The sequence below is a fragment of the Lentibacillus kapialis genome, from assembly GCF_014646635.1.
Lineage (GTDB): Bacteria > Bacillota > Bacilli > Bacillales > Amphibacillaceae > Lentibacillus > Lentibacillus kapialis.
This window is the reverse complement of record NZ_BMNQ01000071.1, coordinates 1-15,523: the sequence shown is the minus strand read 5'-3', so window position 1 is coordinate 15,523 and position 15,523 is coordinate 1. Positions and strand designations below refer to the sequence as shown.

Here is a 15,523-nt window from a genome sequence, read left to right as displayed (position 1 = left end):
ACGCATTTGTAAGTTAAAAGTTATCATGCGGATTCGGACTACCTGGACTGCCCAACAGCGGGGTGCGCAAAAACACACAGTATTGGGTATTGTGATATTCTCAAATTTTATACTTTCTTATCTTTTAAGAAAAACCGGGCAAAAAGCGGCCCGGTCCTTTTCTGTTTAGCCAAACTAGAGAATATCCGATAATTTGTATTCCTGTCCATGTGTGGGATACCACCTCTCCCAACACGTTTCACAACTGAATCTTGTCTTGGGAACATCCGACCGGGCTTATGTTTCCAGGAAGCAAATAACCTGCGTTCCCGGAATGTATAACGAGACAGTCTACAATTACCGACAAAGCAACATTCTCCTCTCGTTACATAAATGCATATATAACGAGTTAATAATTTTGAAAATCCTGTTATACCAGCATTTCTCGTTATAAAATCGTGTTTTTTCCGGGAATCCAGGAAACAACGGAAAGGAGAATCCGCCGAAGCTGGGTTATCCCTTCCTAACGGATCCTCATTCCGCTAAATGGACATAAATCACCCTTTTTAGCGTTGCAATGAATCCTCATTCCGCTATTCGGGTAAAAACGCGGCAAAACGGGGGCAAAAAGGCGAAATAACGGAATGAGGATCCGCCGGAGCTAGATTTTCCGGATCCTCCCAACCCCTATTCGGGTAAAAACAGGGCAAAACCAGGGGAAAAGGTGAAATAACGGAAGGGAGGATCCGCCAAGCTGTATAGATTCGGACCACCTGGACTGTCCAACAGTTGGGTATGCTAAAATACCACCGTCTTGGGTATTGTGACATACTCAAATTTTATGGTTTTTATCTTTTTAGAAAAACGCGGCATTCTCCCTTGTCTTATAGCGGGTGCCGAGTTTTTCTTATAAGGTCTTCCATCATCTATACTTTATGACGTTATAAAAAAAACGCAAGGGACCATCATACTGTGGCCCTTGCGCCCGATTACTTAACCGGATGTACCGCTTCATACAGCAATTGCTCAAGTTCATCGTTATATTGCCGTTTTTGCTCATCGCTCCATTGCAGTGTCTCTGCCATATAGTGAATCACGTTATCTTTATGAGCTGTGACAAAGTCTATATCGAAAAACAATGCCCCGGTCCGCCTCACAAAAAAATCGACCGGCTTATAAACCATTTCTTGATCAAGTGCATACTTCAGTTCAGCAAATACAATAGGTTCAATCTCTGCCTCATTTGCACGTGCTTTTTCACCTTGAAATAACTCGAAAATATGCTGGACGTTTGCGCCATATTTCTGAATAAGGAAAATAGCCGTTTCCTCGGCAATCCCTAAACCAGCCGCTTCAGCCAATTTCTGTTCCTTAAACTCCTGAAATCCTTTTGATCCGCCTACTTCACCACCCGATATCGGCATATGCTCCGTATCCGATTCTGAATACAAAATGCCTTGTTCTTCTTTCAGCTGCTTTACAACAGCGTCTACTGTTTCCTCGGCCATTTTGCGGTATCCCGTCAGCTTTCCTCCGGCCATCGAGATAAGACCGGAATCTGAAACAAACATTTCATCTTTCCGGGATATTTCATCAGGATCATCTTCTCCCTCCTCGGCAATCAACGGCCGCAAGCCTGCATAACTTGAATCCACATCATCTTTGGTCATCTCAAGCGATGGGAAAATATAATTAATCGCATTCAATAAATAGTCGCGATCATCTTCAGTCATTTGCGGATGGGCAATCTCTCCGCTGTAACCTGTATCAGTTGTCCCAACATAGGTTTTCTTATTTCGTGGAATGGCAAAAATCATTCGGCCGTCCGGTGCATCAAAATAAATCGCCTGCTGCAGCGGGAATCGTCTTTTCGGGAAAATTAAGTGAACCCCTTTTGTCAGATGAAGTGTTTTCCCTTGTTTGGAACCGTCGATTTCACGAATGTCGTCAACCCATGGACCACCGGCATTAACGATTTTTTTCGCATAAACATGACGCTTTTGCCCGGTTATTTGATCTTCTACAACAGCTCCGACTACTTTGTCGGCATTATAAAGAAGATCGATCACCTTCGCATAATTGATTGCATGAGCCCCATTTTCAACTGCTTTCTTCATGACTTCAATTGTCAGCCGGGCATCATCTGTTTTGTATTCAACATAATAGCCGGCGCCTCGTAAATTTTCACGTTGGACAAGTGGCTCCTTCTTCAATGTTTCTTCAGGGCTTAGCATTTTTCTACGTTCAGACTTTTTGACACCGGCCAATAAATCATAAACACGCAGACCCACGTTCGTTGTAAATGGGCCAAATGTGCCTCCTTTATAAAATGGCAACATCATCCACTCGGGGGTTGTTACATGCGGACCGTTTTCATAGACAACTGCTCTTTCCCTGCCAACCTCTGCCACCATTCTCACTTCAAATTGTTTCAAATAACGTAAACCACCGTGAACCAGCTTGGTGGAACGGCTTGATGTTCCGGCAGCAAAGTCCTGCATTTCTACAACAGCGGTATCCATTCCGCGGGCCGCAGCATCAAATCCTATTCCCGCCCCGGTAATGCCGCCGCCGATAACGAGCACATCAAGCTGTTTCTGTTCGATTTGCTGGAAAATCGCATTCCGCTGATGACTTGAAAATACTGACATGTTCATTTCACTCCTTAACCTCGATTTTTTCAATAACATTAAAATTGCTATTGCATATATTCCCGAAAAAAAGAAACCGCAAAATAGACCAATGAAAAGGCATCATCAGTTCTTTGCGGTTTCTCCATTTCTCCGGCAATTTATTAACTTATTTTCATACTACCATACTGATACCAAATTGCATAATGATTTAATCGAATGCTTTCGAAACAGCCGCAACAACATTATCCATATTTTTTTCCATGCCAGATTCAACAGCCGCTACATACGCTCCTTCCAGCAATGGTGCTTCCATAACTTTGATACTATCCAGTTCCATCATTTCAATGGCCATCTCTGCATTCATTTTGGCACTGCCAATATCATAAAACACCATTACACCTTGACCTTTATCGGCACGTTCAATGGCCTGCCGGATTTTTTCAATACTTGTGCCAATATCATTTTCATCCGTTCCGCCGGCCATTTCAATCGGAACATCTTTGATGACTTGCCGAATCATATCGTTTATTCCGTCAACGACTTTCGGACTGTGAGATATAAGTACGATACCAACATAGGACACGTTACTTTCCCCCTTTAATAACATCAGCCAAGGCCTCGAAAATATAAGATGAAGATGCGGAGCCCGGATCAATATGTCCGATTGATCGTTCCTTAAAGTAAGATGCCCTTCCTTTTGTTGCCGTCATTTCTTTTGTCTGCTCCATAGCGCTTTTTGCTTCTTCAGCCATTTTTTCACCATCGAAGCCTGTTTCACGATTAAAATAGGCCGCCAGTTGTGACCACACATCCAGGAGTGTTTTTTCGCCTTCAGTTGCTTTGCCTCGTTGTTTGATACCATTCACGGCTTCTTCCAGCCCGCCCGCAAATGTTTTATAATCAACGGGCTCACTCCCTTTTAATGCTGTGGACAATTTCAGAAATGCTGTTCCAAACAGCGGGCCGGACGCGCCGCCCACCTTGGACATGAGCGTCATGGCGGTATCTTGCAAAACAGCCGCACTGCTGGTATACGTTTGCTCAGCTATTTTTTTAGTCGCTTCCTGAAATCCCCGGGCCATATTGATACCATGATCGCCATCCCCAATCGCCTGGTCCAAGGTTGTAAGATACTCTTTATTCGCTTGTATTTTTTCATTTGATGTCTCAATCCATGCCGCAACATCCTGTACGGTTAGTTCCATGTCCAAGCTCCTTTCCTATCCCTGAAAAGCCATTGCATTTGATGGTTCGTTAAGCAGTTGTTTTAATTCATCATCCAGTTTTAATAAAGTTACCGAACATCCTGCCATTTCCAAGGATGTCATGTATTCACCGACAAATGTTTTGTCAACATAAATTCCGTTGTCCGTTAATATCGCTTGTACCTTGTTACTCACAATATATAGTTCCATATCAGGTGTGGATCCCAGTCCATTAACCATAACCGCTGTATCACTGCCGGAAAAATCAAAGTCACCAAGGATTTTATCAGTTAGTTCCTTTGCTATGTCATCAGCAGTACTGATGTCTTTTCGCTCGATTCCTGATTCGCCGTGAATGCCAATACCAATCTCCATTTCATTTTCAGCTAATTCAAAACTTGGGACGCCGGCAGCAGGTACTGTACATGGTTTCAGCGCCATGCCCATCGATCTGACATTTTCGATAACTTTTTCAGCAGTGGATTTGACATCTTCTAATGAACCGCCCTGTTCAGCTTTTGCTCCTGCAATTTTATGAACCAAAATGGTACCTGCAATGCCTCTTCGTGACGATACGTCATCGACGGCAACATCATCATTCACAACCACTTTTTCTACTCTAATATCTTCTGCTTCAGCAAGTTCTGCTGCCATTTCAAAGTTCAGCACATCGCCTGTATAATTTTTAACGATTAGAAACACACCTGCACCGCCATCAACAGCTTTAATGGCCTCCAGTATTTGATCAGGCGTAGGGGATGTAAAAACTTCACCAGCAACTGCAGCATCCAGCATGCCCTTGCCCACATAACCAGCATGGGCAGGTTCATGTCCGCTTCCGCCACCGCTGACAATCCCAACTTTATTTTCATTCGGGGCGTCGTTTCTCGCAATAACGGTTGTTCCGGGTAACTGATGTAGCTGTTCGGAGTGTGCAACAGCCATTCCTTTCGTCATTTCTTGAACAACTTCATTTGGATCATTGATGATCTTTTTCACTTTTTTACCCTCCTGTAACTTTTTGAATGGACTTTAATGAGCTGTCGTTAGGGCGGAATTAGAAAAACTCGACATTCATCTTGTCTAATAGTACGTGCCGAAGTTTCTTATAGAGGTTGTTCAAAAAGTCCGGTAAAAATTCGTTGGCTTGTTTCTCCGCTCCTTGGAAAAGAAAAACACTTTTACTGCGTGCGAAGCGGATTCAGGGCAGCATTACTTGTGCTCATGTATCTAAAGGCATACATTCCGCTGCTCGAAACTGCGCCGTCTCGAACTTCTTGATCCTTTTTATCCTCCTTTTTAAACACGCACTTATAAGGTCATCCATAATGTATACTTTCTGACGCTATAAAAGAAAGGAGATCAATTTTACCCTTGTAATATTGACCTCCCCGAACAGTTTATTATTTAAACGTTCTTGCTGCTTCTACCGCTTTTTTCCAACCGGCATAGAGTTCATCACGTTTTTCATCTGCCATGTTGCTGTTAAATGTGTGTTCTTTCTTCCACTGCTCAGCAATTTCATTCTTATCTTTCCAGTAGCCGACAGCAAGCCCTGCCAGATAGGCGGCTCCGAGCGCCGTTGTTTCCTGAACGACCGGGCGTTCAACCGGTACGCCAATAATATCACTTTGAAATTGCATTAAGAAGTCATTCTTAACGGCGCCACCATCAACTCGCAGACCTTTTAAATTAATTTCGGAATCCTCTATCATGGCGTCAAGAACATCTTTTGACTGATAGGCAAGAGACTCAAGAGTTGCCCTAATCAGATGACTGCGTGTCGTTCCGCGTGTGATGCCGAAAAAGGCGCCACGAACGTCACTGTCCCAATATGGTGTTCCGAGACCGACAAATGCCGGCACCATATAAACACCATCCGTTGAATCTACGCGTGTTGCATAATCTTCACTTTGTGGTGAATCATCGATGATATTAAGACCGTCACGAAGCCATTGTATCGCGGATCCGGATACAAATATACTGCCCTCTAAGGCGTATTCCACTTTTCCATTTATTCCCCATGCCAATGTTGTAAGCAAGCCATGATCAGACTTAACACCTTCTTCTCCCGTATTCATCAGCATGAAGTTACCGGTTCCATATGTGTTTTTCGCCATACCTTTTTCAAAGCAAGCCTGACCGAATAACGCCGCCTGCTGGTCACCGGCAATTCCGGCAATTGGAACTTCATGGCCAAAGAAATGGTAATCAACCGTATTGGCATATATTTCAGAAGACTCCTTGACCTCTGGCAGCATATTTTTTGGTACTTCGAGTATGTCCAGAAGCTCATCATCCCATTGCAAATCATAAATATTAAACATCAATGTTCTGGATGCATTCGAATAATCCGTTATATGTGCTTTTCCACCTGAAAGTTTGTAAACAATCCATGTATCCATTGTCCCGAATAATAATTCGCCATTATTGGCCTTCTCCCGGGCACCCTCAACATTGTCAAAAATCCATTTCACCTTTGTACCCGAAAAATAAGGGTCTAGCAATAATCCCGTTTTTGCGCGGAAAGTATCTTCATACCCCTGATCTTTTAAATCTTTGCAAATGCCATCCGTCTGCCGTGATTGCCAAACAATCGCTTTGTATATCGGTTTACCCGTCTTTTTATCCCAAACAACTGTCGTTTCCCGCTGATTGGTGATGCCTATCCCGGAAATTTGCGAAGGATCGGCATCTGCCTTGCGCAGAACCTCTGAAATACAGGCAAGCATAGAAGTCCAGATTTCATTTGCATCATGCTCAACCCATCCCGGTTGTTGAAAAAATTGCTGAAATTCTTTTTGCGCTGTTTCCACGATCTCGCCATTGTGGTTAAACAGAATCGCGCGTGAACTCGTTGTCCCCTGATCTAATGATAAAATAAAAGTTTCACTCATAATATTCTCCCCCTTAATTTATTGTCCTACACAATTTCATTCTCTACTTTCTCTGCCACTGTGTTCACTTTCCTTAACTCGGAGTTGGCAGCTCCAATAAAAATGATGGCAACTACGCCACTTAATACCCAGAAAAGTACGGAAAACTCACCTAAGAACATCGCATTATAGAATACCGCGCCATAAATCCCCCCTAAAGCCGGACCAGCAACCGGAATCCAAGCATAACTCCAATCAGAGCCTCCTTTTTCCGGGATTGGAAGTAGTGCATGAGCAATCCTCGGCCCAAGGTCACGGGCCGGATTAATCGCATAGCCGGTCGTACCTCCTAATGACATCCCGATCGCAACAATCAGTAAACCAACAATCAATGGGTTTAACCCTTCAGTAAACTCATTTGCACCAATAAACATAAGTCCAAATACAAGGACAAACGTACCAATCATTTCACTAACCAGATTGGAAAATGGACTGCGGATCGCCGGGGTTGTGGAAAATACATCCCTCTTGGCTATTTTATCTTCGGTCTCTTTCCAGTGCGGCAAATAATTAAAGAACACGATGACTGCCCCAATAAACGCACCGATCAATTGAGCACTGATATACATCGGTACTTTTGTCCAGGGAAATTCCCCGGCGGCAGCAAATCCAAGTGTTACGGCCGGGTTAATATGTGCACCAGTAAATTGACCAACTGCATATACACCCATTGTAACACCAAGACCCCAGCCAATCGTAATCAATACCCAGCCTGTCCCTTCTGCCTTTGACTTCTTTAGAACAACGCCGCCAACAACACCTCCGCCTAAAATAATCAGAACCATCGTACCAATTAACTCCGCTAAAAATTCGGGCATCTTAACACTCCTTTAACTACGATAACAAGCCCGTAACAGAAACGGCTACGACGTTAAAAAAGTCCACACTACAATAGACGTACTTTAACTAAAGTACTATTGTAGAGTGGACCTCCGTATCTCCATCACTTTTTAACTTGTTGTATTCATTGTACAAAAAAGTGTAAACGCTGTCAATAATATAGACCTTTTTTTTAATAATCCCATAGTTCGCGATTTGAGGTTGATACAGCAACTGCTCCGGCATCCAGTGCCGAAGAAACTTCTTTTTGATTCCTGATCAGCCCCCCTGCTACAACAGGTATTCCGGTCTCGACATTTATCTGCTCAATAATATCAGGAATAAGCCCCGGCAATAATTCAATACAGTCAGGTTTAAAACGGTCAATTAATGCTAAATTATGATCGAGGGCCATACTATCAAGCAAAAACATACGTTGAATGGCTAATAACTTGTGCTTCTTGGCAAGTTTAATAATATTTCCCCTTGTAGATATAATGCCATCAGGCTTGATTTCACGAATTAAAAACTCCATACCGTACTCATCAGCTTTCAATCCCTGGATCAAATCAAAGTGCAGCAGAACTTGCTTCTCAGACCGTTTTGAGTATTTAACCAAACTTTTTAACTGGGCGAGCCGTGTTTCTAAAAAAATGATGGTATTCTGTTCAGATTCCAAAGCTTTTTCAAAATCCTTCATTTGTCGGATAGCGGGAACGACCCCTTTGGGAACCCCCATATTATTTCCTCCTTTAATGCTGTTCACCACACTAAAATCCTAACGCAGCACCCTGTCGTTCCGCTATTGAAGCACATTTAATAACGAATTTCATGCACTTTCCGCAAAACATGATGTCTGTCTGTTGCATGATCCCAGACTTCTTCCGGCACACATGATGTCCATATTTCATTCCATCGAATGTTTCTCCATCATATCCTGCTTCATCTTCCACAATTCATAACTCAAATCAACATAGTAAGTTTGCGGATTAAGCAGTCTCAATGTTTCAGGCCATATATAAGATAGCTGCTCTTCATGATAGCGGTGAATTTCCTCCAATGGCGGCAAATCATATACCTGTTTCCCATTAATGAAAATTGGTTTCAAAAGATCGATTGCTTCATAGTCATGCACATATTTGAACTTTTGCGGAAAAAATGGATCAAACATCTTAAGTGGCTTATCATTCACTGTTTCATATGAAAGTGCGATATAGTCACCTTCCGATTTATTCGTTCTGCGATTGATGATCCGATAAACTTTTTTGGGACCTGGCGTTGTCACTTTAGCCAGATCTTCAGACAGTTTGATAACCGGAATAAGCTTGTTCTCATCTTCTCTCGCGACCAATTTGTATACACCGCCGAGCGCCGGCTTTCTGGCGCCGGTTATCAACTTGGTCCCAACACCCCATGAATCAATTTTAGCTCCTTGCATTTTCAGATGCATGATGACCTCTTCATCAAGATCATTGGATGCCATGATCTCAACATGATCCATGCCGGCTTCATCAAGCATCTTCCTTCCTTCGATGGACAGGCGGGCCAAGTCGCCGCTGTCAAGACGGATGGCCTTCAGTTTTTTTCCTTGGGTTTCGAGCATTTCACCCGTTTTAATGGCGTTTGGAATTCCTGATCTCAACGTATCATATGTATCGACAAGCAATACCGACTGGTCAGGAAGAGCTTCAGCAAAATTCGCAAATGCTTCTTCTTCACTGTCGTGATCTTGAATCCAGGAATGAGCATGGGTGCCTTTCGCTGGAATATTAAACAGTTTACCGGCACGCATATTGGATGTTCCATGAAAACCGGCTATGTAGGCGGCACGTGCTCCCCAAATTGCTGCGTCAGCTTCCTGTGCCCGGCGTGTTCCAAATTCAATCAGCGTATCATTGCCGGCAACCTGTTTGATCCGACTTGCTTTGGTAGCAATCAGACTCTGATAGTTCATGACATTCAGAATAGCCGTTTCAATCATTTGCGCTTCAAAAATACGTGCTTCCACTCGGATAAACGGCTCGTTCGGAAACGCGATCTCACCTTCCCGCATCGCATAAATGTTACCGGTAAACGCAAAACGCCGCAGTTCATCCAGAAATTCCTCTTCATAATTCTCTTCCTGTTGCCTCAAATAATCGATGTCTTCTTCTGTGAATTTCAGATTATTGATGTAGTGCACAATCCGATCAAGTCCAGCAAATACCGTATAGCCATTCCGGAAAGGATTCTTTCGGATATAAGCGTCGAAAACAGCTTGTCTATTGTGCGAGTTATTTTTCCAATGTGCATACATCATATTAATTTGATATTTGTCAGTGTGCAACGTTAAGTTTTCGTATTCCATAGGTCTCCTCCATTGCCTGGCTTTACTGCTATTCTATATGAAAAACGCTTGTATTGAAACAAATGGACATTAGCAACCAAATTGACTTGAATGGAAACATGTAAAGATAGCGCTAATCCGGTGCTGCTGTTAGAAAAACTCGCCATTCGCTTCGTCTTATAAGGTGTGACGAAGTTTCTCTTATAAGGTCAGCCATAATTTATACTGTCTGATGTTAAAAAATAGCCACCGCTAACAAAAAGGTGACTATCACATTTCAAGTATCATCGTCTGCAGTGCCAAGATCATGTCTTTAGATTTGAATATCACCACATCTGAGTCTATTGACCCGACTGCTTACTCTTTTCGTCTCTTCTCCATTTCTTCTTTCGTATAAATCACCTGCATTGGGTTACCACCGACAAGTGCTCCTGGAGGCACGTCCCGATTAACGAGCGTCGCTGATGAAATAATCGCTCCATCACCGATTGTTATACCGGGTAGAATTGTTGAATTGGCTCCTATCATGACATCATTGCCAATCATAACTTGCCCGATTCGGTATTCTTTGATTAAATACTCGTGTGCAAGAATGGTTGTATTATAACCTACGATGCTGTTTGACCCGACCGTTATTTTTTCCGGAAACATGGTATCAGGCATGACCATCAAAGCAAATGCTGTTTTTTTTCCCACTTCCATCCGCAAAAACGTCCGGTAAAGCCAATTCTTCACACTTAAAAAAGGTGTGTATCGCCCCATCTGAATAACGACAAAATTTTTCATGACCTTCCAGAATGGTACGGTGTTATAAATCTGCCATAAGGAATTGGTATGATCGACGGAATATCGGTTAGTTTTTCGCATAGCTTACACTCCCGTGATTTCCAGCAGGTCCTGCATGTCCTCAAGCATGTATGACGGCCGGTACGCCAATAACTTATCGCGTCCTTTAAGTGACCATGCAACTCCCGCTGTTTTAACGCCTGCATGTTTCCCCGCTTCAATATCATGTGAATTATCACCGACCATCAGTGTTGACTGAGCATTTGCACTCATGGCGTTCATAGCTTTGATAACTGGCTCAGGATGCGGTTTGGCATGGCTGACATCATCAAGCGTAATAATCGTATCAAAATAATAGTTAAGTTTGGTAACTCGCAGACCCATATCGACTGTCCTTCGCATTTTTGTTGTGACAATCCCAAGCTGAACATGATTTTTTTTAGTTCTGCCAGCGTTTCAGAAACATTGGGAAATGTCTTCACAAAGCTGTCATGGTGCTCCATGTTATGCTTTCGGTATGTTTCAACCATCGCCTCCACTTGATCAGGAGCAAACTGCCTGAATGAATCTTTCAACGGCGGTCCGATAAAGTCAATTGCTTCTGCACGGGAAAGTTTTTTCCCGTAAGCATTAAATGTATGTGTGAACGATTCGATGATCAATTCATTTGTGTCAATTAACGTCCCATCAAGGTCAAAAAGTATGGTGTGAATGGTCATGTGCTGGTTCCTTCCTGTTTAGTTTTTCAGACCGCTTATTGACAAATGCGGCAGATATCGGCAAGAGGATGACAGTTGCCGGTCACATGCATACTAGTGGCGAGACCAAAACCGTCATCCAGTTCTCTTTATTTCTTTTTGACTATTTTACCATCATAATGCTTTTTGGTTTTACCGGCTTTACGACGGTACCAGAACAGAGCGATAACGGCCAAGATAATGATAACCGATATAAGCTGAGCCATTCGAATTTCGGTTCCAGGCACATATAAACTGTCCGTCCGCATACCTTCAATAAAGAAACGACCGGCTGAGTAAGCGATCAAATAGCTCATGAACACTTCACCACGCAATGGATTCCTGCGGCGCAAAATTAATAAGAATATAAACACCAATATATTCCAAAGGGATTCATATAAAAATGTCGGGTGATACATGATCCCATCAATACACATCTGATTCATAATGAAATCCGGCAAATATGTATGAAAACTGTTAAATGTTTCTTCTGAAATCGGTCCGCCATGTGCTTCCTGATTCATAAAATTGCCCCAGCGGCCAATCGCCTGTCCCAGAATCAAGCTTGGTGCCGCAATATCTGCCAGCTGCCAAAATGGAACATGTCTTACCCGGGCAAATACAACAGCTGTCAATACCGATCCAATCAGTGCCCCATGAATGGCGATACCGCCTTCCCAGATAGCGAAAACATCCCACCAAGGTCCGCCTGTATAACGCTCCCATTCAAAGAATACATAGTAAATACGTGCAAAAATGATCGCAACCGGAATGGCGAACACAACTAAATCAACCATCAAATCCTTTTGCAGTCCCAGCCGGTCAGATTCCTTAGTTGCCAGATACAATCCCAAAAAAGCTCCAAAAGCGATAATCAACCCATACCAGTAAATAGTCAAAGGGCCCATGTTCAAAAAAACAGGATCTATCGCTGGTGCATTACACGTCATTTTCATCACCCTTACTCTGTATCATTTTCTTCATCAATCATCTCTGTCAGCCGTTCGGAAAATTCCTCGGCAGCATTTACTCCCATTCGCTTCAGGCGGAAGTTCATGGCAGCAACTTCAATGATAACTGCCAGATTTCGGCCGGGCCGAACCGGAATGGTTGCTTTCGGGATGCTGACGTCCATGATTTTCATTTTTTCTTCATCAAGCCCGAGGCGATCGTACTGTTTATTTTCATCCCATAATTCTAAATTGATAATCAATGAGATTTTTTTATAACTCCTGATGGCACCAGCACCGAAAAGAGTCATAACATTAATGATACCCAGCCCTCGGATTTCCAACAGATGCTCAATTAACGGCGGTGAATTCCCGATTAGCTCATCATAGTCCTCCTGTCGAATTTCTACACTGTCATCAGCAACCAGACGATGACCGCGTTTTACCAGTTCGAGAGCCGATTCACTTTTACCCACACCGCTTTGTCCTGTTATGAGCACGCCAACACCATAGATATCGACCAGCACACCGTGAATGGCAGTAAATGGCGCAAACTTTGCCTCCAGATAATTGGTCAATCTACTGATAACACGTGTTGTTTTTCGTGGTGAATGCAAAATCGGTACGCCTGCTTTATCTGCCGTCTCCAGCATGACCTCAGGGATATCCATTCCACGTGAAATGACAATAACAGGTGTAATATCTGTACACATCTGTTCCATGCGGTCTTGTTTACTTTCATCAGATAAATCAAGAAAATAAGCCATCTCTGTTTTGCCGATTAATTGGACCCGTTCTTTCGGATAATAATGAAAATAGCCAGTCATTTCAATACCGGGACGATGCACATCACTTGTAATAATCTCCCGGTGCACACCATCCCCCCCGGCTACAAGGGTCAGGTTGAAATTTTCCAGCAAATCTTTCGTACGGACTGTCGACATGAACTGAAACCTCCATTAAATCCTTAACTGCTGGTTTACATTGTAGCATATTTTAACATCACCTGAGTATTGTCATTCCTTATAAGCGATGAAAAAATCGCAGGAAACTCACCTGCGATTATGTGACCGTGTCCTTAACGAGTTTGTTCAGCAATAAATTCAAAATGGATATGATCACGGCTGCAATGACCGCGGTCCCGAATCCATCAATAACGAATGAATTATCCATTATTGCCTGGGTAATCATAAGCGTAATAGCATTGATAATGAACAAGAACAACCCGAGTGTCAGCAATGTTATCGGCAATGTTAAAACAACCAACACCGGTTTGACAATCGTATTTAAAATCCCAAGAATAACACTGGCCAGAAGCGCAGTGCCAAATCCATCAAGCTGGAAAGAACTAAACAGCTGTGCTACGACAATAAGTGCAACAGCGTTCAGAAAAACCGATATAATCCAGCGAAGCAGCATTAATGCACCTCCCGCTCATTTGGAATGACGAAAACACCGATGATATACGCGTAGATGGATGCCCCTCCCGCAAATGCCAGTGCCACAAACAGTAAACGGATAATAGTCGGGTCAATACGGAAGTACTCTGCAAGTCCTCCGCAAATCCCTTTTATCATACGCTCTGAATTTGATCGATATAATCGTTTGTTCATGATAATTCTCCTCTCTTACTAAATTATTCACGAAAATCCCAAAAGTAAAACTGTTCTTTTCCTAATTGTTTTTTAGCCGCTTCCTTCACATCATTTGTTGCGAAATTTTCCTGAAATTGTGTCATTATACCGTTGGCTTGTGATTCATGACTAAGAATGGCTTCCATCTTTTGATCGAAAAGTGGTGTAACATCATTGCTCACATCCGGTTTGCCCAGTTCTTCGATACGATTATTACTGATCGCCTGAGCCCAGACAACCGGACGATCTTGCGGATTCATCAGTCTTACCGCTTCGATGGCGGCTGCTCCCATTGCATTATGATCAGGATGCACAGCGTAATTGGGATAATGTGTAATAACCAGACTAGGCCGAATCTCATCAAGAAACCCTTTTAAATGCTCAGCAATCGCGCGTCTATCTTCAAATTCCAGCGTTTTATCACGATAACCGAGCATGCGGAGGTCAATATCCAATTTTGCACACGCATTAACCAATTCCTTTTTGCGGATCTCCGGCAGTGTTTCACGGTTAGCAAAAGCAGGCGACCCCATATTTCTGCCCATTTCACCTAACGTGCCGCATAAATACGTGACAGGCACCCCCTGCTCACGATATTCCGCAATCGTTCCGGCAGCACCGAATGACTCGTCATCCGGGTGCGGATATATCACAACAACATGTTTTTCCATCTTTTTCACCTGACCCTTTGCTGAAAAATTTAGTTATATCGTTATAGACTTTGACTTTTTAAATTCTGTATCCATATAAAGGCAATGTGTTCAAGCGATTATCACTTTCCAAGTGGGGTTTCGCTGATATGAAGGGCGACCATCAGTCTTCCTTCACGGTCATGCCCGGCCAGAAGCAACTGTTGTTCGTTATGAAGAGTCCAGTCTGTCAGGCCCTCAGCATAAACCCATCCTATTCCGGTTTTAAGACCGACACGATAACTGTTGCCGCTCCCGATAATTTTTGCTTGTAAAACACCCACCTTCGCATTGCGTATGTAGGCACCGACATTATATGCTTTATCATTAAAATGGCTTGCATAGGCGCCATTTGTCGTTTCCAAATGAACATAGACATCTCTGTTGATAAACGTTTCCAATAGTTGTTGTACCTTTTCAATTTCAATTGGCTTCATTTTCAAGTTCCTCCCAAGTATAAGTGAAACGTCATTCAGCGGGATAAGCAGTCTTGCTGAATGTTCGTTAACGGAATCGGACATTTACATGCGGTTACCTTTTTGGGGGCATTATTATTGACCGATATATATGAATGTTACCTCCTATTCAAGGTTATCGAAACCTTACAATCGCGTCAAAACTTTTGTCTGGAACATGTCTTGATTTTCGCTCCCATGTTTGCGCTCTCGGGAACATGTTTCTCGTCTCACGCCTCAATACATACATTAGAAAAACCGGGCAAAGTGCGGCCCAGTCCTTTTTTCTATCTTCGTTAGAGAAAATCCGATAATTTGTATTTTTTGTATTCCTGTCCATGTATGCCTTTATAATATGCCGGATACATCTCTCC

General features: G+C 43.0%; 15 protein-coding genes and 1 pseudogene. All 16 read right to left on the bottom strand.

Annotation, left to right across the window (positions count from 1 at the left end; genetic code table 11):
- Positions 1–968: 968 nt before the first annotated feature.
- Complete coding sequence (locus tag IEW67_RS16215; RefSeq protein WP_188634119.1) at positions 969–2,630, bottom strand: glycerol-3-phosphate dehydrogenase/oxidase; 1,662 nt, start codon at positions 2,628–2,630, stop codon at positions 969–971.
- A gap of 190 nt (positions 2,631–2,820) precedes the next feature.
- Entirely contained in the window at positions 2,821–3,195 is a 375-nt protein-coding gene (dhaM, locus tag IEW67_RS16210; RefSeq protein WP_188634118.1) for a dihydroxyacetone kinase phosphoryl donor subunit DhaM, read from the bottom strand.
- A gap of 1 nt (position 3,196) precedes the next feature.
- Positions 3,197–3,817: a dihydroxyacetone kinase subunit DhaL gene (gene dhaL, locus IEW67_RS16205; protein WP_188634117.1), complete on the bottom strand. Its 621-nt coding sequence runs from the start codon at positions 3,815–3,817 to the stop codon at positions 3,197–3,199.
- A gap of 15 nt (positions 3,818–3,832) precedes the next feature.
- Positions 3,833–4,816, bottom strand: a complete 984-nt coding sequence (dhaK, locus tag IEW67_RS16200) for a dihydroxyacetone kinase subunit DhaK (protein WP_188634116.1) — start codon at positions 4,814–4,816, stop codon at positions 3,833–3,835.
- 404 nt (positions 4,817–5,220) lie between these two features.
- Complete coding sequence (glpK, locus tag IEW67_RS16195) at positions 5,221–6,714, bottom strand: glycerol kinase GlpK (RefSeq protein WP_188634115.1); 1,494 nt, start codon at positions 6,712–6,714, stop codon at positions 5,221–5,223.
- Between the two features lie 26 nt (positions 6,715–6,740).
- Positions 6,741–7,571: an MIP/aquaporin family protein gene (locus IEW67_RS16190; RefSeq protein WP_188634114.1), complete on the bottom strand. Its 831-nt coding sequence runs from the start codon at positions 7,569–7,571 to the stop codon at positions 6,741–6,743.
- A gap of 194 nt (positions 7,572–7,765) precedes the next feature.
- Entirely contained in the window at positions 7,766–8,311 is a 546-nt protein-coding gene (locus IEW67_RS16185) for a glycerol-3-phosphate responsive antiterminator (RefSeq protein WP_188634113.1), read from the bottom strand.
- Between the two features lie 168 nt (positions 8,312–8,479).
- Positions 8,480–9,919 (bottom strand): nicotinate phosphoribosyltransferase, encoded by a 1,440-nt coding sequence (locus tag IEW67_RS16180; protein ID WP_188634112.1) that lies wholly within the window; start codon positions 9,917–9,919, stop codon positions 8,480–8,482.
- Positions 9,920–10,255: 336 nt separating this feature from the next.
- The gene (locus IEW67_RS16175; protein WP_188634111.1) at positions 10,256–10,765 is read right to left on the bottom strand and encodes an acyltransferase; all 510 of its coding nucleotides are present in this window, start codon (positions 10,763–10,765) and stop codon (positions 10,256–10,258) included.
- 3 nt (positions 10,766–10,768) lie between these two features.
- Positions 10,769–11,403 (bottom strand): annotated as a pseudogene (gene ppaX / locus IEW67_RS16170) (pyrophosphatase PpaX).
- A 128-nt stretch (positions 11,404–11,531) separates the two neighbouring features.
- Positions 11,532–12,371, bottom strand: a complete 840-nt coding sequence (lgt, locus tag IEW67_RS16165; RefSeq protein ID WP_188634110.1) for a prolipoprotein diacylglyceryl transferase — start codon at positions 12,369–12,371, stop codon at positions 11,532–11,534.
- 11 nt (positions 12,372–12,382) lie between these two features.
- A complete protein-coding gene (gene hprK / locus IEW67_RS16160; protein ID WP_188634109.1) occupies positions 12,383–13,315 on the bottom strand; it encodes an HPr(Ser) kinase/phosphatase in 933 nt (310 codons plus the stop codon).
- Positions 13,316–13,433: 118 nt separating this feature from the next.
- Complete coding sequence (locus IEW67_RS16155) at positions 13,434–13,790, bottom strand: phage holin family protein (RefSeq protein WP_188634108.1); 357 nt, start codon at positions 13,788–13,790, stop codon at positions 13,434–13,436.
- A complete protein-coding gene (locus tag IEW67_RS16150) occupies positions 13,790–13,984 on the bottom strand; it encodes a PspC domain-containing protein (RefSeq protein ID WP_188634107.1) in 195 nt (64 codons plus the stop codon). The genes IEW67_RS16155 and IEW67_RS16150 overlap by 1 nt, the downstream gene beginning before the upstream one ends.
- 23 nt (positions 13,985–14,007) lie before the next feature.
- Positions 14,008–14,676 carry a bacillithiol biosynthesis deacetylase BshB2 gene (gene bshB2, locus IEW67_RS16145; protein ID WP_188634106.1) on the bottom strand — a complete coding sequence of 223 codons (669 nt, stop codon included), beginning with the start codon at positions 14,674–14,676 and terminating at the stop codon, positions 14,008–14,010.
- A gap of 101 nt (positions 14,677–14,777) precedes the next feature.
- Complete coding sequence (locus IEW67_RS16140) at positions 14,778–15,131, bottom strand: YojF family protein (protein WP_188634105.1); 354 nt, start codon at positions 15,129–15,131, stop codon at positions 14,778–14,780.
- Positions 15,132–15,523: the final 392 nt, after the last annotated feature.

Bases quoted from the DNA above. Each gene is read 5' to 3' on its own strand.
- IEW67_RS16185 (WP_188634113.1), bottom strand. From the start codon at position 8,311: ATGGGGGTTCCCAAAGGGGTCGTTCCCGCTATCCGACAAATGAAGGAT.
- IEW67_RS16150 (WP_188634107.1), bottom strand. From the start codon at position 13,984: ATGAACAAACGATTATATCGATCAAATTCAGAGCGTATGATAAAAGGG.
- dhaL (WP_188634117.1), bottom strand. From the start codon at position 3,817: ATGGAACTAACCGTACAGGATGTTGCGGCATGGATTGAGACATCAAAT.
- IEW67_RS16155 (WP_188634108.1), bottom strand. From the start codon at position 13,790: ATGCTGCTTCGCTGGATTATATCGGTTTTTCTGAACGCTGTTGCACTT.
- IEW67_RS16175 (WP_188634111.1), bottom strand. From the start codon at position 10,765: ATGCGAAAAACTAACCGATATTCCGTCGATCATACCAATTCCTTATGG.
- hprK (WP_188634109.1), bottom strand. From the start codon at position 13,315: ATGTCGACAGTCCGTACGAAAGATTTGCTGGAAAATTTCAACCTGACC.
- glpK (WP_188634115.1), bottom strand. From the start codon at position 6,714: ATGAGTGAAACTTTTATTTTATCATTAGATCAGGGGACAACGAGTTCA.
- IEW67_RS16140 (WP_188634105.1), bottom strand. From the start codon at position 15,131: ATGAAGCCAATTGAAATTGAAAAGGTACAACAACTATTGGAAACGTTT.
- lgt (WP_188634110.1), bottom strand. From the start codon at position 12,371: ATGACGTGTAATGCACCAGCGATAGATCCTGTTTTTTTGAACATGGGC.
- IEW67_RS16190 (WP_188634114.1), bottom strand. From the start codon at position 7,571: ATGCCCGAATTTTTAGCGGAGTTAATTGGTACGATGGTTCTGATTATT.
- IEW67_RS16215 (WP_188634119.1), bottom strand. From the start codon at position 2,630: ATGTCAGTATTTTCAAGTCATCAGCGGAATGCGATTTTCCAGCAAATC.
- IEW67_RS16180 (WP_188634112.1), bottom strand. From the start codon at position 9,919: ATGGAATACGAAAACTTAACGTTGCACACTGACAAATATCAAATTAAT.
- bshB2 (WP_188634106.1), bottom strand. From the start codon at position 14,676: ATGGAAAAACATGTTGTTGTGATATATCCGCACCCGGATGACGAGTCA.